Source organism: Ochrobactrum sp. Marseille-Q0166 (assembly GCF_014397025.1).
Classification (GTDB): Bacteria; Pseudomonadota; Alphaproteobacteria; order Rhizobiales; family Rhizobiaceae; genus Brucella.
Map to the genome: position 1 here is coordinate 1,111,477 of NZ_JACJUO010000002.1, position 20,808 is coordinate 1,132,284.

A 20,808-nucleotide genomic window follows, 5' to 3' on the forward strand; every position below is an offset into this window, starting at 1 on the left:
TAAACTAATAATCATCCCAATAATGGTAAAATATACCGGATGAGCAATGTTAATAAGTGTCGATTTTCTGCAGGCGGGCAGGGCAAAATTGCTAAATATGAGATTTGGAGGCCTTATATGCGAAAAATGCATCCCGATTTGAGCAAAAATCTGGATTGAAAAGCCAGCTTCGATGTCATGCCTTTTCTTGTTGGCTTGCACTTACGAAATCCGCATGCACTATTCCGCAGCCAACAGACCACCCGTATCGCGAAACGCAAATATCTGAATAGAACAAGCGAAAGGAACTCTCTGCATGTCTCATCCTGTTAAAGGTGTCGATCACGTTTTTCTTCTGGTCAACGATCTGGATAAAGGCGCGGAGCAATATCGACGTCTGGGCTTCACATTGAGTCCGCGTGGCCTGCACAGTAAGGAAAAGGGTTCCGCCAATTATACGATCATGTTCCCGGATGATTATTTCGAGCTTCTTGGCATGGTTGCGGAAACGGAAGGCAATGTTCATCTGCGCGAGAAGTTGAATGTGCAGGGTGAGGGGCTACATGCGATTGCTTGCCGTATAGAAAGTGCTGAACAAGCTAAGTCGGAACTTGCTGCTTTGGGTATCAATACGGGGGAAGTGGGCAAGTTTTCCCGCCCGGTGTCATTGCCAAATGGCAGTGAAGGCGTGGCTGCATTTGAGACAGTTTCGTTTGCTGATAGTGAAGTGCCACAGGGTATGGTTTTCATGTGTCAGCATAAAACCCGCGATACCGTATGGGTGCCAGACTTACTGCAACATGCAAATGGAGCGAAAGGATTGGCGGCGATTGTTGCTATTTCAGACGATCCGGCCACGACTGCCGAAGGCTTTGCAAGGCTTTTCGCTGAAGGCAAAGTAAGTGAAGATAACGGCGAGTGGGCTGTTGTTACCGGACCTAATTCTGCTGATATTCTGGTGTTTACACCAGAACAGGCAAAAAAGGCTTATGCAGGAATCGATTTCAGTACTGTGCCCGCGCTGGCTTTTGCGGCATTGCGCATAAAAACAAGCTCGCTTGAGATTGCACGTGCCGCTCTTGATATGGCGAATGTACGGTATACGGAAACATCGCGTGGCTTTCTGGTAGATCCAGAAAATGCAAATGGGACGGCGCTTGAATTTGTAGAAGCGTAATCTGCATTCATTGGCTGACTAAAGGATCGTGTCCCAGAAGTGATATCTCAACGCTTGGGGCACGATTCAGTATGAAACAGAAATCATGCTTGAAGTTTGCTCGGGAATGCATTGAATCAATTTCAACGTGTGGAACTTACTAAGTTTTGACAAAGCTTGAAAAGCAAAAATCCCGGACAAAGCCGGGATTTTGATGCCTGAAACTTATCGGAAAAATGGAGCGGGCGAAGGGCTTCATCCTACAGTTTCAATTTTATAAGTCATTGAAATTACTTAATGTAATTCCCCATGGATTCTCAATTTTGTACCACGGATTGTACGTCATTTTTCAATAACTCTCCGTGTTAATAGAGCGCGCTATTCTCTGGGCTCTTAACTGGTTTAGTTCGAAAACTAACCAGTTTTAATTACCTGAAGCACTTTTGCGTCCCGGTCGCAGATTCTCCATTAAAAATGCTTCTTGATCAGGCTGGTCAAAAAAATCTCGCACGTCGCATTGCAACGCTGTCGCTAATTTAGCGAGAGTTTTGATCGTTGGGTTCATTAAACCTCTTTCCAAGCGCCCAGTGTAGGCGCGCTCTACCCCAGAAATCAGTGCAAGTTCGTCCTGAGAAATGCCGCGAGCTACTCGGATACGACGAAGGTTAATTGCTAATAGTTCATGAATCTCCATTTGCAGACGAAACACCGTTGCCAACTGCTTGACCACGTTATAATAATTCCCGTAATATAGGACGTTTAATCGTATAGTTGGTATAAACGTAGGTGGCATAAAATGGCTGATATCGTAAACGCGCTGGTCAAAGTGAAGAATGCAGATGTGCTATCCGTAAGTGAGTTCATTTCCGAGCGTTTCAAGGACGTTTTTTCGACAGCTAACGGCTACACAAAAAGATGCCGATCAAACGTGATATTCAGGCGGTTCAATCGTTCGTCCATGGGGCTTTAAAGCGATAGCTACAGTTCAATTAGCGGACGCTGACGCCTTAATCATCAAATTGTGGGGCAGGCCGAAGTTTCAGCTGATGAGTTATATCGCCCTGCTGCTGCTGATGATTGGCGGCTTTCTATGCTTGGTCATTAACCCGATTGAGTACTGGTTTTGTGCAGTCCTCATGCTGCTATTCTATATCGCTCTCATTTCAGAACGAAAAGCGACCGCAAAAAAGATCAGCCAAGTGCTCGAGGAAGTGAAAGTCCGTTTCTCGTAATTTCCAGTCATCTCGCAGCGTTTTGGAGAATGAGATGTATATGAAGCGATCCGCATGGTTGTTGAGCTAGGCCTTTCCGTGAGCACTGCTGTCTCTGCGGAGAACAAAGCTTATATGAATGAAGCGGGCTGGGAGGTCTATTTGGACAAACCAACTTCAGACCCGCATGACGATGTCTGCATGTTAACCACCATGGACGTCTTCAAGAAGGTGAGACTGTTCTATAGCGTGAAAGTTAAGTTTGAAACTGATCGCTTATCTCAAAGTTCCGTGTTGGCTCTGTTTTTCAACCGCGTAGAAGGACGAGTTGGACAGGATTTGTCGAACCTAGTCAGAATCTGAGTTTCAGCTTCCGGATGGGAAATGCCGATTACACGCGCACGACAGCCGTTGCAAAAGTGGTGAAGCCTGAATCCGACCCGGTAGCAGCAGTTATCTATTCGGTCGATGACCGGTTTAACAGTGGTACGATGGGAAACATGAGATTTTCCGGTCGTGGGACAGCTGAAGCTCAAATATTAGAAATGGATAATGGAAATCGGTTCACTGCGTCATTTGATGCAGGAGACAGCATTTATCCTGCCAATGCGATGAACAAATGCGTCAATGAATTGCGACAAACCATCAGTAAGAAAAATGGACTTCCATTTTGAAATCCGGGCTCGCTCAGTGAGTGGATTGCAGTTTATGCAATTTTGTGAAGACATCTATCAGCTTCAAACTAGGCTGCACTAAAAATCTATCCAACTTCGGTTTAGTCCAACTGTAGACAGATACTCATAGATTATTCAGGTAGTTAATAATGGAAGCCGCAGGCTGCGATTGCAGCTGTCGCGGTTTTTCTACTGCGTGGTTCTGGTGATATCCCAAACCGACAGATACAAAGCATGACGATAATTGAATTGAATTCGTCGCAAAAGTGATAGTTCTACCAAAGATTTGTTCGACTAAAGTATTGTTACCCTGTGAATATCCCTAAAATGGCTTGACATGTAAGCGGAAATTGCGCATCCGGCAAACATTATTTTAGGTTGCAGCATTGATGTTCTGCGTGTTGGGCGCGAGTAACATTTGATTATCGTGCAACCAACGCATGCATAGTACAGTCGAATATTGATCATCTACGCTGGTGAAGCTGTTTGATGGTCCACTGACCTTTTTGCGGGAATTGGTCGGATCTATCGGGGACGTATTGAAATGCAGTTTGGTATGAATTTGGCTCCCTTGGGTGCCACCGTAATAATATTGATGTCGAGCTTTTTTCCTGTGCAGGCACAGGAGACTGCTACCGGCGTAGCACAATCCGAAGCACCAGCTGTTCAGTCAAAACGTTTTGATGACTGGTATTATCGTTGCGCCGAAGTCAAAGCCGCAGACGGGAAAACTCTCGCACAATGTGAAGTCGCTCAGATCGCTCAGGTCAAACAGGGCGAGGAGAACGTCAATGTTCTCACGCTGGCCATTGCTAAAACTGCGCCTGAAGCCGGAAAGAAACCCTCCGGCAATGAGCTGTTATTGACTGCACTCGTTCCGCTGAATGTTGTGCTGCCAATTGGTCTTGGTATGGCTGCTGACAGCAGAGATGTTGTTACGATCCCTTATCGCAACTGTAATCAGGCTGGATGCTGGGCGCAGCAGAAGCTCGATCAAAAAATGCTCGCTGCTTTGCAAAAAGGGTCTGCGGGAGAAGCGCGTCTGCGTCTGATGAATGGGCAGAATATCAATCTCAAGTTTTCTTTGAAGGGGCTCACCAAGGCTCTCGCAGAATTGCAAAAGCCAACTAAAGCCTGACGGATAAGATTATGATGTTTTCTGTTCGTTTGGGCCAGCTTTGGCTTGGACTCAGTGCTTTGTTGCTTGCTTCGACAACTTCTGGTTTTGCCCAGCAGCTACCCAATGGTGTGCCGAATGCGGCTGCATCCCCTGCCGATGATTTCATGCGTCGTCAGGCCGAACAGGATTTGGAACAGCGACTGCGTGCTTTGGGTGATGCAACACCGCGTGAAGTGACACCAGTTAGGCGCGAGCATGCCGAGCCGACGACGGACGCTGCAACCGGACCATGCTTTGCAATCACCCGTGTTGAGGTGGAAGGTGTCACTCTGCTTTCAAGTCAAACACTAGCTCCCACATTGGCTTCATATCAGAACAAGTGCATTGGACTTGCTGATATCAATGTTCTGTTGAAAGACATCACCAGCCTTTACATGGATGCGGGGTATATTACGTCACGCGTTTATGTGCCGGAGCAGGATATCGCAAAGACCAAGGTCTTGCGCCTTGTGGCAGCGGAAGGTTCACTTTCAGACATCTACCTCAATGGAAAGCCTGCTGAATATCCGGGCTTGCTTGCAACTGCCTTTCCCGGTCTCAAGGGGAAGCCTGTTAATATACGTGATGTTGAACAAGGGCTTGATCAGGTCAATCGACTGTCTTCTAACAATGCAAAGACGTCAATGTTGCCAGGGAAAGAGCCAGGGGCTTCTATTCTCAATGTCGAGAATAAACCCGGTCTGCCGTGGCATTTCTCACTGGCCAACAACAATCTTGGTCAGAAATCGACCGGTTATTCACGGTCTTCGGTTTCATTCCGTATGGATAATCTGTTCAATCTGAATGACCTTTTGTCGCTCACCTATGAACATACCGGACCTGATTATCCATGGCCCAATGACGGTGTTGGTCAGAGCAACAGCATTTCTGGCTCAATCAGCGTTCCCTATGGCTACTGGACCTTCACGCTCAACGGCTCCTATTACAAATATCGCAGTTCCGTTCCCGGCCAATATTCGGACATCGACAGTTCTGGTAAATCGAAGCAACTGGGCTTTAGCGTTGATCGCGTTATTCTGCGAGACAAGGATTCCATCACGACTCTCAATGCTGGTATCGCTTATAAGGCTACTGACAATTTCCTGATGGGCAGTCTGATTGAAGTCGGTAGCCGTGAATATTCTGTTGCTAATCTTGGCATATCACATTCGCGACGGATGCTCGGCGGGCTTTGGGTCTTCGATCTGAGTTATAATCAAGGACTTGGCCTCTTTGGCGCAACGAAACGCGGTGAACCGGGCGCAGGCGATGCCGAGCCAGAGTTTGCGAAGTTCACGGGCACGATCAACGTCACCAAGCCCTTCCAGTTAGCCAGCCAGAACCTGCAATTCTCGACACTGATCAACGGACAGTATTCGCCCGACAACCTTTATGGCGCAGAGCAGATTTCACTGGGTGGATACTCCAATGTGCGTGGTACTCGTGACAGCATCCTGTTCGGGAATAATGGCCTGTTCACCCGCAATGAGCTCGTCTGGCGCACCTTGCCGTGGAAGGATAGTGAGCTGTTGACCAAGCGCCTCGGCGAATTGCGGCCCTACGCAGCCATTGATTATGGCCATGTATTCGAGCAGTCGCGGTTTGGCATTGAAGGCGGCGATGTCTCCGGCTGGACCGTAGGGACGCGTCTGGCGGGCGGCAATATTGGTGCCGATATCGGCTATTCACGCATCATCAAAAGCACAGCCGATACCAATGGCACGGATTTGTTTTTTGTCAGCACATCGCTGCAGTGGTGATGTGCGAGCAGGGGTTAATTATGTTTTCCGGGGATATTATGAACAGCAAGAAACAGTATTTTGCAGTAGCTGCAGCGATGGTCCTTAGTATCGCCCTCGCAGGCTGTGGCGGTCGTGAAGCAAAACCTATTGCAATAACCAATCCAACCGATAGCGCATTTGATTGTGCGGGGATTTCACGTGAGTTCGCTGCGAATGAGCGACAGATCACGGTAACCTTGAAAGAGCGCAGTCAGGCGCAGGGCAAGAATATCGTTCTGGGAGCCGCAGGCGTGTTCTTCCTTCCAGCACTGTTCTTCATGGACCCGAAGTCGCCTGAGAAGGTGGAGATCGATGCGTTGCGCAATCGCAACAAGGTTCTCGAAGATATTGCACGCACCAAGAAGTGTTCGGTACCCAAATCCCAACTGACAGAAGTTTACAAAAAACTCGACAATCCGGGCAGCGGACAATCCGTAAAATCGAGAGATTAGAGACTCTTGCGGCGTAAACGTCGCATGATTTTCGATTCATATTTTAAGGCAGGATCGGCCATGAAGAATTTTGCATACCGTCATTATTTCTCGCATGTCTCCGGTTTCTCCAAAGGAACCAAGCGGACACATCGCTGGTTTGATCCTGCCGCATTTGCCCGCAAAAGCGTTGCCAGCCTATTGAGCGGGCTTCTGGTGCTCCAGCCTGTATTATTGCAAGCGCAGCAGCTCACCCCTGATGTGAACGCACCAATTGGCAATCAGCCTGGTATTGGAGCCGCACCCAACGGCGTGCCGCTTGTTGATATCGTCACACCCAACGCTCAGGGCCTTTCGCATAATAAATATGGCGACTTCAATGTCGGCACGCCCGGTCTGATCCTCAACAATCACAATGGTGAATTTGGGACTTCCAAACTCGGTGGCGTGACACCCGGTAATGCCAATCTGAAGAACAGTGGGCCTGCGAGTGTTATTCTCAATGAAGTGACAAGCGGTAGCCGGAGTTCACTGCTTGGGCCGACAGAAGTCTTTGGTGGTCGGGCCGATGTCATTATCGCCAATCCGAATGGCATCACCTGTGATGGCTGCGGCTTCATCAACACACCGCGTGCAACACTGACCACTGGCACGCCAGACATCGATGGCACAGGACGGTTGTCCGGGTTCACCGTTCAGGGCGGTGATGTCACCTTTGGATCAAAAGGTGGCAATTTTGCTTCCGGCGATGGTGCGGTTGATCTGTTCGATATCGTGTCCCGTCGCATTCAGATCGATGGTCCGGTCAATGGTAAAAACCTCCGGCTGACGGCTGGTCGACAAAAGTTCGACTACGCCACGGGTGAGGCCACCGCTTTAAGTGGTGCGGACGATGCGGGCGAGTTTGCCATCGACGGCTCAGCCTTGGGTGCCATGCAGGCGGATCGCATCAAGATCGTTGTGACCGATAAAGGCGCTGGCGTGCGCATGCGCAATGATATGGCGGCCAATGCAGGCGAGTTGACACTTTCTGCAGACGGCAAAATATCGCTTGGTAATGCTTCTGGCCGTGATGGTGTATCCGTTCAATCGAAAAACAGGCAGGTCGAAGCAAGGAAGATCACCTCGAAGAAGAAGGTGGTCGTAAAGGCAGCCAAAGGCATCACACTGGAAGCGGTTTCTGCCGACGAAGATGTCATTCTGAGCAATGGCGGCGGATTGCTTTCGGTGGCTAGCGACGTTGTATCGCTTGGAAATATAGAGTTGACCTCGTCCGGTGCGATTACGACTGGCAATGTTGCGGCTGGCAAGAACGCAAGCTTGCAGGCGGGACAGGGCATCGCTTCTGGTCAGGTCATAGCCGACGGTGCGGCAAATCTTGCCACAACATCCGGCAATATCGCGCTGTCTGGCACCGCCAAGGCAGGCGGTGGCGCACTGACTATGACGGCAACGTCCGGTTCCATCGCCGCTGCCTCGCTTGTCAGTTTCAACAATATGACGCTCACCGCAGGAACGGACATTACGAGCGGTGACATTCTGTCCGGCGGCGCACTTGTTGCCTCCGCGCATTCTTTGAAAGCCGGGAATGTCGTCTCGGGTGTCGATTTTGCCAAAACGAACGCTGCCACTGCGAGTGGTGCGACCACTGCGGGTGGAGCGATCAATGGCGCTGTCCAGATTGGTTCGACGGGCGATATGCGCCTTGAAACGACGAGAGGTGTTGAGGTTGCTTCGCTGCTTTCTGCTGGAAATCTGAATATTTCAGCGTCTTCGCTTGCAGCGAAAAACGTGACCAGCCATGGGACGGTTACGATTTCTGGCGAAACGAATGTCTCGGGCCAGCTTCTGGGGAGTGGCAATGTCAGCATTACGGGCAAAAACATCGCAGCTGGTGCGATCATCTCAGGCGTTGATTTTGCAGCCAGCAAGTCGTCAAACGGTGCCGTCATTGTCGGAAACACAGGCGATATAACACTTGTAGCACAAGCCGGAACGATTGATGTCGCAACACTTTTGTCGGCAAGCAATCTTGTTGGCGATGCTGCCACTTTCAAAGCGGCCAATGTCACCAGCTATGGTACAGCCAATATCTCCGGCACAACGACGATCAGCGGCCAGCTTCTCGCAGGCTCAGACATCACTGTTAACGGCCCAGCCATTTCTATCGGTGCTGCCGTTGCTGGTGTCGATCTCAATGCATTACGACAGGGCAATATCGTTTTGGGGAATGGCGGACGCACGCTTAACCTCACCGCAACTGCGGGTGATTTGACAGCAGATCGATTGCTTTCCTCTGGAAACACAACTGCATCTGCATCAGCAAATCTATCTGCCAATATCCTCACGCATGGGGATTTGCAACTGACATCAGGTAACAATCTTACCCTCGTCGGACAGTCACTTTCCGGTGGCAATGCCACGCTTGCGGCACGAGCCATGAACATCGGAACGATTGTTTCCGGTGTAGATTTTGTAGCAACTGAACAATTAGGCGGATCGCTCACATTAAAGTCTAACAATACTCAATCCGGCTACACGACATTAACGGCCAATGGAACGATTGATGCCGGAACCTTGTTGTCGGCACAGGCTTTGGCGGTCAATTCGGGTTCGTTCAATGCCACAGACGTCACGAGTAACACCACAGCTAATATCACGGGCGCGACTACAATCAGTGGCCAGCTTTTGGCGGGTTCTGATCTTTCGGTTACGGGGGCTGCGATCAATATCGCGACGGCTGTCGCTGGCGCTGATCTTATTGCCTTGGCAAAAGGTACAATTACGACCAGTGGCGCATCGCATGATCTCAATCTTATAGCCACGGCTGGCGATCTGATTGTCAACCGTCTTCTGTCTTCTGGAAACACAGTTGCCTCCGCTACTGAAAACTTATCTGCGAATGCTGTTTCGCGTGGCGATCTGACCCTGACAGCCGGGGGCGCTGTTACGCTTTCAGGCCAATCTCTGGCAGGTGGCAATGCAACGATTAACGGTGCATCGCTGAATATTGGCACACTTGTTTCCGGTGTTGATTTTGCTGCCACCGAGCAATCAAATGGCTCTCTTATCCTTAAGACAGGTGTACCAACAGTTGGCCAGATGACACTCGGAGCGTCCAGTGGCTCGATCATTGCCGATCAATTGCTCAGTGGCGGCGATCTGAAGGCAAAAGCACAACAGAATATCTCCTATAACAGCCTGCAAAGTTTTGCTTCTGCCGATCTCAACGCTGTTTTGGGTTCCATCAGCCTTGATAAAAATACGGTCGCGAAGGGCAATATCGCACTCACATTGCAAAGCCTTGATTTGAGCAATGATCGTTCAAAGCTTGCGACTGCTGGAACCCTGATCGTTACGGCTGATAACGCCAATCTTTCTAACTCGACGCTCACTTTTGGCGGTATTGCTCTGAACCTCTCAGGTTCTACTGACGCATCAAATTCAAAAATCCGTGCAGTAACTGCCAATGGTGGCAGTGGTGATATTACGATCAACGCTCAGACGGTCGTTACAACCTCTGCCACAGCTTTATTGGCAGCACATGATCTGACTTTGACGCTGGCCTCGCTTACCAATGCAGGTCAGCTGGCTGCCAACAATAATCTTGGCCTCAAGATCAATAATGACCTCACCAATAACTCAACCGGTTTGATCTATGCAGGCAATAACGGCCAATTGTTCGTCAACGGCACGATATCCAATAACTTGGGTGCGATCCTATCTGGAAATGACCTCACCTTCGCCAACTATGCGGGTGCGGGCAAAAACGCCGCACTGATCAATAAAGCCGGGCTGATCCAAGCGGGTAAAAATCTCTCCATTCAGACCGAGTATCTCAAGAATGAGGCCAATGGCGAACCGACGATTGGCGAGCGGCAGGAAGATGGTCCTCGCTATTCATTCGGAACGCCCGATAAATATGATGAGCTTTTTGACAACGACACCCTAATGCGGGGGCGGTTGTTCTATGATGCTCGTGAGGCTGTCAAATGGGGTAGGGGCGGTTGCCGTTATAAAAATGGCGATCCTTGCGATGTGACGTGGCTCGATAAGGGGCTATGGAACACCAAGGAAGAGACCTATGGCTATATCACCTTGCCGGACGGTACGACCTATAAAGCCTTTACATGGAATGAAGTCGGCTCCAACGATGGCAAGGGCAAGATCTGGTATGACTGGAATGACCAGGCGGCAATGTCTGCGCAATATCAGAGTCAGTATTTTGTATCAAAACCAACCATTCAGGGCATCATACAGGCCAATGGCGATATGGCGATTGATGCCACCAAAATCGACAATTTCTACAGTTCGATTGAGGCAGGTGGCAACGCTGAGATCACAAGCGATCATCTGACCAACAAGGGCGTTACGCTCTATAAAAACGTCTATATGACCTGTCTCGCTGATGCTGAAACCTGCTACGGTTACAATGCAGACGGGACGCGCAATTCAGCCGCTGACATTAGTGCTAATGCTTCCGTGCTTGTTGGCCGGGAGGCTGTTGATAGTCTGTCGTCAGTGATCAGAGCCCGTGGCGCACTGACACTGAACGTTGCCACCACCGATAATACGGCTGCTGACGGCTCAATTGCAGGATACGCACGCTATGAAGCAGCCTCTACAACCGGTGATCCGCTCAGCGCTTTGAATGGGATCACTGCAGGCGGGGCACTGTTCACACCGAATGCTGCCCTTGATGCTCTGCTTGCAGAAAAGGGGCTGTCGCTTTCAGGTAATGGCCTCCAAGCAGGGGGCATTTCCATATCCGCAGCAGAAATTGCAGCAGCACTTGGTAATTCTGCGCCGAAACCAGATTCAGGTGGTTTTGGCGGCACATTGCCGGGCCAAAACTTCATTTACGAGACACGGGCCGAATTCCTTGATGTCAGCAAGTTCTATGGCTCCGGCTATTATCTCAATCGTGTCGGCTATAAGCCCGATACGCAGATGCTGTTTCTGGGCGATGCTTATTTTGAAAATCAGCTGATCGACAAACAGATGCGCGAAGCTACAGGTCGTGGCCTTGGAAGTGGTTCGTATAATTCTGTCGATCAGATGAAGGCGCTGCTCGATAATGGCGTTGCATATGCACAAAGCCATGGCCTGGTGTTTGGCGAACCGTTGAATGCTGAACAGCTTGCAGCACTCGATAGCTCTATCGTCATCTACGTCAAACAAAATATGAACGGTGTCGAAGTCTTTGCACCTGTGCTTTATGTGGCTGCGAAAGACCGCGAAGCAATCGTTTCTGCGGGCGCGATGATTGAAGGCAATAGCGTTGTTGTCGCAGGTGATGCTGTCTCCAATTCCGGTCTCATTGCATCCAACACTGATCTGCGCGTTGAAAGCACGACAATTTCTGCGACCGGTGGCGGCTTTACGGCCAATGGTAATCTGACGCTTGCTGTAAGCAACGCCATTACGCTGAGTGCTGGAACAACGACGTTCAACGGACAGACCGTTGTGGTTCCGACAGATGCGGTTGCGGCTGGCGGTAATGCGATACTTCAATCTCGTACAGACGTTAATCTGAATGGGGTTAATGTCAAAGCAGGTGAAGGCCTGGCAATCAGCGGCGAGAACGTCAGCATCGGTGTTGCCAAGGGAACATCAGTCGATGGCTCTGAGAGCGTCACAGGCTCAAACCTTGCAGCGGGCAGCGATCTTGCCATCAAAGCCACCAATGATGTGAGCGTTTCTGGCAGTCAGATTAAGGCTGGTGATAACCTAGCCATTGCCGCAGAAACGGGAAACCTCACCATTCAGTCGGCTCAGGCTAATCGTAAGGATGGCTTTGGTGAAACCACAACACAGCAAAAATCTGAAATCGCTTCGGGCGGATCGACATCGCTGACTGCTGACAAGAATGTTGTTATTGCAGGCTCTGATGTCAGCTCAGGTGGCAATCTCGCAGTCCAGGCAGGTGAGAGCGTCGCTATTATCGCGACGCAGCATCATGCCAGCGGGTCATTCGGCTCCAACAGTTTTGATACCACCACCCAGCAAGGTTCCAACCTGTCTTCCGGTGGAGATACGAGCGTCAAAGCCGGAACTGACATTCTGATTGGCGCCTCCAATCTTGATGCAGGCGGCAATGTCGATCTGGCTGCTAAAGGCGATGTCAACATCGTGGCGATGGCAGATCGCAATGAAGAACACACGAATGGCAAAATCTATCAGCGCAATGAGACCGAGACCAATGCTGTTGGATCATCGATTTCGGCTGGCGGAAATGTCAAAGCGGATGCAGGCAATGATCTCAACATCATTGGCAGCGATATTAGCGCCGATGGCTCTGTTGGGTTGAAAGCTGAAAACAACGTCAATGTGCTGGCTGCAGAGAGTGAATATCACCTCGATTCCAAATTCAAGGAAAGCGGGGGCACATTCGGCAAAACGCGCGCATGGACGAAGAACGAAGACAGCACGACGCTGACAGGCTCGTCGATCAGCGCAGGCACGGGCGTTGATATCAGTTCCGGCAAAGATACAACGATTGCCGCATCAAAGGTTCAGGCTGGCGATAAAGACCATAAGGCTGATCTCAACCTTAACGCAGGTGGCGATCTCATCATCGCCTCCGGCAAAGACACTGTCGATCAGGATAGCTCCAAGTCGAAATCCGGGTTCCTTTCAAAGAAGAGCAGCACAAATCAGAACTACGATGAAACAACCGTCGCATCGGAATTGGGCGCATCGGGCAATGTGAACCTCAATGCTGGTGACAATGTTGCGATTTCCGGCTCGAAAGTCAAAGCAGGCGACAATATTGCTATCGAAGGTGACAGCGTTTCCATCATAGGTGCACAGGAGCAACATGACAGCGCTTCATCCTCGAAAAAATCTGGCTTTGGTGTTGGCTCAGGCAACGGCTTTTATTCGGTCTATGGCAAGGAGCAGAAAAGCGCGAGCGAGAACATCGTTGCCAATGTTGGCTCTGAGCTCTCAGCTGGAAACGATGTCTCCATCAAGGCCCGTGAAAGCGATGTGAATATTGTCGGCTCGAAAGTCGCAGCGGGCAACGATATCGCACTGGATGCAGCGCGCGATGTGAACATTCTGCCAGGTAGCGAAAGCTACGCATCCGAAGAAAAAGAAAAACGCTCGGGATTCGGCATACAGGTTAAGTCTGGTGAAGGCAGCGCTTCCGTCGGTATAGGCTTTGGCTCGTCAAAAGATGAAACCAGGCATGGCGCTGAAACCAATGCAACATCGGCGCTCAGTGCGGGACGTGATGTGGTCATCACAGCCGGACGTGATGCCAATCTGCAGGCAGCGAAGGTCGAAGCAGGCTCGACAGTCGATATTCTAGCCGAACGTGATGTCAATCTGCTCTCGGCGCAGGACAAGACCAACTTTGAGACCATGCATGAGGAATTGTTCGCTGGCATTACAGCGACGGTTTCTTCAAGTGTCGCGTCGGCAGCCAGCAACATTTATGATGCTGCGAAAAAAGTTGGCGATGGCAGTTCCAGCCAGTCAATTGCGATGGGTACGATTGCCGCGATCAATGGTTACTATGCCTATGATGCACTGGTGAACGGGAAGCCAATCACACCAGGTGAGTTCAAACAAGATGGACCACTTCTTTCAACTTCCATCACGGCAGGCTTCCAATATTCGAAGAACAGTGCCTCAGGGTCGACATCGACACCTGTGCCTACGACTATTCGTGCTGGCGACACAGTCATCATTGAAGCGTCGAGCGGTGATATTAATGCAGTCGGTGCGCAGATCGCAGCTGGTTATGATGAAAAAGGTATGCCGTCAGGCGGTCGCGGCGATATCGCTCTGATTGCTGGAAATGACATCAATCTCATCAGCGCTCAGGCGACAACGGAAAATTCCAGCAAAAACGTTTCTGGTGGCGTGCAGATCAACCTTGATCTCACTGGCGGCAACTTCAACTTTTCGAAGGGAAATGCTGACGGAACGACCGTCACAAACGTCAACACGCATGTTGTGGGTACTGGCGGGGTTTACCTGCAATCTGGCAATGACACGAACCTGAAAGGTGCAACTGTCACCGGAGAAACGGTAATTGCCGACATTGGCGGTGACCTTAATATAGAAAGTCAACTTGATACGTCATCAGGAAAAGCCAAGCAGGTTGGCGTTGGCGGCGGTATTGGAACGAGTGGCAATGGAATCTCTGGCAGTTATCAGACTGCCAAAGGCGACGCTGCTATTGTCTCCGAACAATCCGGCATTCATGCAGGTGAGGGCGGTTTTGACATCAAGGTCGAAGGCAACACCAAGCTTACGGGCGGTGTGATTTCCAGCGAGGCCGACCCGAAAGACAATCGTCTTGAAACCGGAACGCTCGAATTCGAAGACCTCGACACCCATTCCGAGTGGAAGGCAGATACCTATGGCGGCGGTCTCTCCGGCAAAGGACCACTCGTTTCCCCGCCAATCAAGGAAGGTGAAAGCGAAACAGGCAAGGCGCTGTCAGCAATCTCTCCCGGCGAGATCATCATAACCGATCCTGCTAATCAGCAGCAGAACATTGATGATCTGCGGCGCGATACGACAGATACCAATACCTCGCTACCTGGCATTCCGGATCTTCAGAAAATTCTCGGCGAGCAGCTCAAAACCCAGCAGCTCTATGATGATGCAGCCGCCAAAGCAGCCAACATGATCGGCACCAAGGCCGGTGACTTGGCCAATGCTGCATACGAACGTGACGACAAAGACGAATATGAGTTCTGGAAAGAAGGTGGTCCTGGTCGCGCGGCCCTTCATGCAATCGCAGGTGGTCTCCTTGGAGGGGTAACAGACTTCAGCGGCATGTTGAGCGGCGCTCTCGGCGGCGCATCTTCGGCTCTACTCGCGCCCAAGATTAGGGAACTAGTTGCAGAGTTCGTCAAAGAATCTGGACTGACGGGTTCGGCAGCAGAGTTCATGACCAACACAGTAACTGGTTCAATCCTTCAAGGAATTGGCGGTGTTACTGGTGGGGCCGGAGCTGCTTATGCAGGGAATGCATATCAGTTTAATTATCTCGATCATGCGGATGCTGAAAAGCGGACTGCAGCTAAAGCAGCATGCGCTCAAGGCGATGCAGCTGCCTGCGAAACGGCCAAGCAACTTGATGAAAAGGATGAAAGGCAACAGAAAGCTTATGTAGATTGTCGAGCAAATGGCTTTTCTGGCGATGGTTGTGGAAACGTCCTTTGGGACGCAACTGCGGCGATGTCGAGTTATAGCGGAATCGCTAGCATTTATCTCCAGCAAGAAGATTGGACCCGGATCGTTCAAGACCCGGATGTTCAGCAGCAACTCGTTAACCTATTCGCACCAGAAGGCTATGAAAATCTTTCGGCTGAAAAACGCGCTGAGCTGAATAAACTCGTGTCGTTTTTGGTTTCTGACCCATCGGGATTTACTGGATTTCCTTATCTGATCAAGAAGGTGGAGGAGGGCGATCTGCTCGCAATCGCGCAGTTTGTCGGGCTGGTTTCCAAGACCAAAGGTGCGGGGGCGATTTCAAAAGCTCTTGGGAAGTCCGATGACGGTAGCATCCCGCAGGTGATTATCAATCAACAGAATGGCGCGGCTTTCGAACAGCAGGTGGTTGACGCTTTTGGCCATGTCGGAGGGGTCAAAAATAGTACACCGGTAACTGTGACGTTGCCGAATGGTGCCAAGGTTACCACCATTCCTGACCTATGGGGTGCAAACGTTGGGGGCTTGGTTGAGGCAAAAAACGTTCAAAGGCTTTCAATGTCTAATCAGTTACGTGCCCAAATTAAAATAGCAATGGATACTGGACAGCCAATGAACTTAGTTATAAGCCCCAGAACAACCAATGTTTCCGGCCCGCTCATTAGAGATGTCCGAGGCACGGGTGGAAATATTTATGTATACAATCCCTCAACCTCGAGCCTTGATCGTTGGCAGCCATGAATTATCATCTTGTTATGAGTTTTGTAACTACGAAAGACCTTTCTGATTGGAGTGTGGGTAGAGAAATATTGTCTAACGTATTTAACGAACCCAAACTAATGCCGCAGAGAATAGCAACCTTTGGCGAGGTCACCGGAAAGCATGGAATAGATGTAGCAGACCTTTCAGAGTGTCAGAAGTACTGGGCTAATATAGGGACATCAACCTTTAATGGAGTCAGTAATTCTTTTTTGCTGGATTTCCACTGGAAGAGAAAAAGTACAATTAAGTCGCAGGGTGCTGTTGTCTTTCCGCATATCATAGGAAATACAAGAACGGCATCGAGAATTTCATTCGATTCACAATTCAGGAAGGATGTGGATTGGCTCAGCCTGTTTCAGAGGTGGGTTGAGGTCACTTCCCCAACAACAGCGGTTTTTCATCCATTTATCGGTGAGGACCGACCAGCTAAGATCAATAAAAACCTTCTAGAATATAGCTTCAAAGAAGATGTATTAGAAGAAGCGTGGTCCCGGTTCTTGACTGGAGATGTCTACACCAAATTCCGAGCCGGAGAATTAAATAGTCTTGTGTCTGGTTTAACAAACTTAGGATGGGCCACTTATCTCGGAGGCGAATTCGCTCAGGAGGTAGATGAGAAGGCTATTTTGTCGGCGGGTTTCAAGGTAACCAAAATCGAGGGGGGGTATATGATTCTAGTTACCGAGGATCTGGAAAATATCATTGGAGATTATACCCGGTTCTCAGAAGAGAGAGCAAAGCTTAAAGCGCTGTTTCGCTCTAATTTATTCTTAATAGATAATTAACCAAAATAACACTGATTGCTTGGGGGATTATCCACCCACAGAAATGATCGACTGGCTCCTAATGAATGGGCATGCAAGCGATCTCTTAGCTATGATGCTAGGGGAGAATAAGCATGCGGATATTGATTCATTTAACAAAATGGACTCAAACTCGAACATACTTCGGAAAATGGTTGTGCATCATCTGGAATTTATTATCAGATTTGGGGATGTGCAAAACCGTATCGAAGTAGATTGTAATATTTTTTCATCAAAATCTGAGTATTTTAAAGCTTGGATACTTGCTATAATGCCCGGTATTTCGCTCATACAACTTTATTGGACGTGCGTAGATCTTGGTATTAGTTATTGCATAGATATATAAACGTAATTTAGTTTTAATTTTATTCGACTTATTGAAAATAATACGGGTGGTTTATGGAAGAAGAACAATGTTATTTTCAATGAATGGTAAAAATCATCTATGTCCTCGATGCAATCAAGATTCTGTATTAAAAGCCGTTGTTAAGAAAACGGGTAAAGATTTATACATATGTGATGAGTGTGATGCAGTATGGTTTTGCAAAGAAAGCATCGAATATGCAACGTTTAATTATTTTGATGTATATATGGAGAGGCAAGGACTTGAAGATAACTGGGATGAGTTGGAAACCAATGTGAAGTTATAATTAATAGGCTTCGATATTGTATCATAGGGTATCAGAGTTCGTGGACAAAATTTGAATGCTTGAATCGAATTTTGATTCAAGGCTGTTGATTTTTACTTGAACTTCAACCGCTTTTCCACCTCGCGCTGAAACGAGCTCAAGATGGAAACCCCATTTTTCCATTGGCTTAAGATCAATACTCTGGGTCACGAGCACACTGAAAGGTTGGATTACTTTATGTGGGAAATCAACGCCAGCAGCGAATAAAGCGAATACTTTATCGGGTGGCAATGCTGGAGGTGAGCAGATCAAACTGCAGCGCGACACGCACCTCTGAAACTGAAATTGCAATGCTAAATATTTCTGAATCGGCGCTGATGAGTGAAAAGGGCGGCAGAAGCAAAATATATTAATTTGTCTGATGACAAAGTGGCGCAATTTAAGACACTTGATATGGCAAAAATGGCTCAATCTATAAAAAAATATTTAGACGCTGAAAGGAATTTTAAAGATGATGAGTGGGGGCAAACGGCATTTTAAGATTGCACTTTTGCTAGGTGCAGTTGCGTCCATGCTTACGGGATGTGCTGGCGGAAAGGGAGGATTAAATATTCGCCTCTTTGCTGAAGCCAATCAGCTCGATAAAGAATGGAAGAATAAATCAGTCGAATCTTTCGAAAAGCGATTTGGTGAGCCGATTGAAAAATCGAATTCGAATAATACAGTTGTCATGCGATGGACGAAGACATCTGCGCCGTTTTGGGTGCCGTCGCAACTTTACTATCAATCCATGGGTCCCAATATGTCGATGCGGGTTCATAAGCCAGCGCATTATGAGACAGCAAACTGCATCATCGCTGTATCGAATGTTAATGGACGCATAACAGGTATCAAGACAGTCGAGGATGGGTGGATTGATAAGAAGTCGTTCTGTCAAAAATCTTTTGGAATTTGATTAATCGCTAGCCGATGCAGGCTTTGCGGGTCTGATAGCCTTTGATGTGATAAAAAAATTGCTGGGAATGGCTTATGGCAACAGCAATATTGCTGCGGCCTCTATTGGAGTAAGACTTTGAATAACCAAAGTCGAAGGAAAGTTCTGAAAGTTCGGTTCCGGTCGTTACAGGCATTCGCGGTGGCAACAGCGTAACGATTGAAGCAATATCGGGTGATATCAACAGCCATGGTGCTCAGATTATTGCAGGTTATGATGAAAATGGTCTGCTTTCTGGCGGTGCTGGCGATATCAGCCTGAAAGCAGGCAATGATATCAATCTCGAAAGCGCGCAGACAACCAACAGTTCATCTTCGTCCAGCAAATCAGCTGGCGCAAGCATTGGCTATTCTGTCGGGATTGGACTAGGCAGCACGACCGGGGGCGTAACCGGAAGTGCCCATGCTGGTTCCGGAAAATCGAACAGCAATGGAACGACGCAGGTTAACACTCATGTCACCGGTTCAGGCAGTATCAATATTGAATCCGGTCGCGACACCAATCTGAAGGGTGCAGTTGTTGAAGGTGACACGATTACCGCCAATGTCGGTCGCGACCTCAACATCGTCTCGGTTCCTGATACCGGTGAAAGCTCCAACAAGTCGTCGTCATTCGGTATCAGCGGCTCATTGAGCGGTGGAACACCGAAGGTCACCGGTGTTTCGCTGGGCTATGGCACAGGATCAGGTGAAACCAACTGGATCAACGAGCAGTCCGGTCTCGTATCGAAAAGCGAGATGGATGTTCGCGTTGAGGGCAACACGCATCTTGGTGCAGGCAAGATCGTCTCGGAAAACGGCGATCTGAAGCTCGACACCGGTACGCTCACGCACGAAGATTTCTCCGGCTCGAAGAAATACGAAGGCTTCGATATTCAGGCCAGTATTGATCTGACCCCGAAGGATGCTGACGGCAACAAGCAGCAGCAGCCGGATCAGACCGCTCAGCCCAACCACACTGCAGAAGGCACATATCAGCTTGACGATACACGTCAGGAAGTACGCGCCACCGTTGGACCGGGCAAGATCATCATTCGTGACAAGAATAAGCAGACAGAGCTTGAAGCGAGCGGCCAGACTGAGGAGCTAGCTGCCCTGAACCGTGATCCTGACAAGGCATACGAGATCACCAAGGATAAGCACGTCGAGATAGAATATTATCTGTCGGATACCAGCCTGAATGCCGTCGCATCGAGCATTGGAAAGGCAATGGAACCGGGCGGCTTCGTGGATCGTTATCTGCTTGGGAAAAACCTGACGCAAGATGAGAAAAATAACATCCAGAATGGGTTGGCTGCCATTGCGAATGGCGGAACCTTGGGAGGTTGTGGTCAACGGCAGTGCTTCAACTGGCTGAATCCGGCGAGTTGGATCGTGTCGTCTGCCTATGCGAGTGAAATCAGCTATTACATCATCCAAGCAGATGATTCGCATATCGACTTGGGCATAAAGACCTATGATGACTGTAAGGATGCGATCTACGATTACCTAAATTCATTGGGCTACGATCAGCGCATTGCCGTTTTGCAATCCGCTGGCTTTGGCACCAAAATGCTGGGAAATACCGCTATTGGCGAAGCGGTTTTCCTGACTGATTGGTTGATGAACGCTATTGATCAAATGGATGGAAAGCCGAATGGCTTTTACTCTAAGCAGTTCACTGATGGATATATTGACAGCTACAACATTGACGAAGCCAAGAAGCTCGAGCTTCGAGCGAACTTGGCCGACTCCTCGTTGTCGTTTGATGAGAAAGCTCAGCAATTAGAAGCAGCTGGAATAGATATTCATGCAATGCTGGCCGCTGCAATGTTGGGAGCCGCCGCAAAGGGAGGTAAATCTTGGGTCATTTCAGTCGATGCGACTAGTAAGATTCCTACCACTTGGGGAAGTGGTCAACCCAATAAGAAAGGCGTTGGAACCCGTTGGCAAGACCCCAATAATCCGGGCCATGGCTTTCGCATTGATCAGGGAAACCCAAACCATAGTTTGCCGAGCCAGCGAGAAGATCACGTGATTGTCCGTTCTGGGGGAAAGTTATAGGCAGAGATGGTAA

The 20,808-nt window shown here is 49.1% G+C and carries 13 protein-coding genes and 1 pseudogene; 13 read left to right on the forward strand and 1 reads right to left on the reverse strand.

All coding sequences use genetic code 11. The features are described from left to right. Nucleotides 1-295: 295 nt before the first annotated feature. Nucleotides 296-1,156, forward strand: a complete 861-nt coding sequence (locus H5024_RS16430) for a VOC family protein (RefSeq protein ID WP_187548193.1) — start codon at nucleotides 296-298, stop codon at nucleotides 1,154-1,156. A gap of 403 nt (nucleotides 1,157-1,559) precedes the next feature. Here the strand turns inward: H5024_RS16430 and H5024_RS16435 are convergent, their stop codons facing one another. Then, nucleotides 1,560-1,865 (reverse strand): helix-turn-helix transcriptional regulator, encoded by a 306-nt coding sequence (locus H5024_RS16435; RefSeq protein ID WP_348770707.1) that lies wholly within the window; start codon nucleotides 1,863-1,865, stop codon nucleotides 1,560-1,562. A 316-nt stretch (nucleotides 1,866-2,181) separates the two neighbouring features. Between H5024_RS16435 and H5024_RS16440 the strand changes: the two genes are divergently transcribed. From H5024_RS16440 to H5024_RS21320, 12 genes and pseudogenes are all read left to right on the forward strand, one after another. Next, the gene (locus H5024_RS16440) at nucleotides 2,182-2,367 is read left to right on the forward strand and encodes a hypothetical protein (protein ID WP_187548194.1); all 186 of its coding nucleotides are present in this window, start codon (nucleotides 2,182-2,184) and stop codon (nucleotides 2,365-2,367) included. 356 nt (nucleotides 2,368-2,723) lie between these two features. Beyond that, nucleotides 2,724-3,020: a hypothetical protein gene (locus tag H5024_RS16445; RefSeq protein ID WP_187548195.1), complete on the forward strand. Its 297-nt coding sequence runs from the start codon at nucleotides 2,724-2,726 to the stop codon at nucleotides 3,018-3,020. Nucleotides 3,021-3,615: 595 nt separating this feature from the next. After that, nucleotides 3,616-4,158, forward strand: coding sequence for an invasion associated locus B family protein (locus H5024_RS16450; RefSeq protein ID WP_247875312.1), 543 nt, complete (start codon nucleotides 3,616-3,618; stop codon nucleotides 4,156-4,158). 11 nt (nucleotides 4,159-4,169) lie between these two features. After that, nucleotides 4,170-5,939, forward strand: coding sequence for a ShlB/FhaC/HecB family hemolysin secretion/activation protein (locus H5024_RS16455; RefSeq protein ID WP_247875313.1), 1,770 nt, complete (start codon nucleotides 4,170-4,172; stop codon nucleotides 5,937-5,939). A gap of 20 nt (nucleotides 5,940-5,959) precedes the next feature. Next, nucleotides 5,960-6,412 carry a hypothetical protein gene (locus tag H5024_RS16460; RefSeq protein ID WP_187548197.1) on the forward strand — a complete coding sequence of 151 codons (453 nt, stop codon included), beginning with the start codon at nucleotides 5,960-5,962 and terminating at the stop codon, nucleotides 6,410-6,412. Between the two features lie 60 nt (nucleotides 6,413-6,472). Next, entirely contained in the window at nucleotides 6,473-16,306 is a 9,834-nt protein-coding gene (locus H5024_RS16465; RefSeq protein ID WP_187548198.1) for a hemagglutinin repeat-containing protein, read from the forward strand. Further along, nucleotides 16,294-17,112, forward strand: a complete 819-nt coding sequence (locus H5024_RS16470; protein ID WP_187548199.1) for a hypothetical protein — start codon at nucleotides 16,294-16,296, stop codon at nucleotides 17,110-17,112. Before H5024_RS16465 ends, H5024_RS16470 begins: the two co-directional genes overlap by 13 nt. 431 nt (nucleotides 17,113-17,543) lie before the next feature. Further along, nucleotides 17,544-17,780 (forward strand): hypothetical protein, encoded by a 237-nt coding sequence (locus H5024_RS16475; RefSeq protein WP_187548200.1) that lies wholly within the window; start codon nucleotides 17,544-17,546, stop codon nucleotides 17,778-17,780. A 360-nt stretch (nucleotides 17,781-18,140) separates the two neighbouring features. Beyond that, nucleotides 18,141-18,299 carry a hypothetical protein gene (locus H5024_RS16480; RefSeq protein ID WP_187548201.1) on the forward strand — a complete coding sequence of 53 codons (159 nt, stop codon included), beginning with the start codon at nucleotides 18,141-18,143 and terminating at the stop codon, nucleotides 18,297-18,299. Then, nucleotides 18,271-18,714: a hypothetical protein gene (locus H5024_RS16485; RefSeq protein ID WP_187548202.1), complete on the forward strand. Its 444-nt coding sequence runs from the start codon at nucleotides 18,271-18,273 to the stop codon at nucleotides 18,712-18,714. The genes H5024_RS16480 and H5024_RS16485 overlap by 29 nt, the downstream gene beginning before the upstream one ends. A 173-nt stretch (nucleotides 18,715-18,887) precedes the next feature. Further along, a pseudogene (locus H5024_RS21315) lies at nucleotides 18,888-19,301 on the forward strand (hemagglutinin repeat-containing protein); the annotation flags it as partial. 189 nt (nucleotides 19,302-19,490) lie between these two features. After that, nucleotides 19,491-20,795: a hypothetical protein gene (locus tag H5024_RS21320; protein ID WP_247875314.1), complete on the forward strand. Its 1,305-nt coding sequence runs from the start codon at nucleotides 19,491-19,493 to the stop codon at nucleotides 20,793-20,795. Nucleotides 20,796-20,808: the final 13 nt, after the last annotated feature.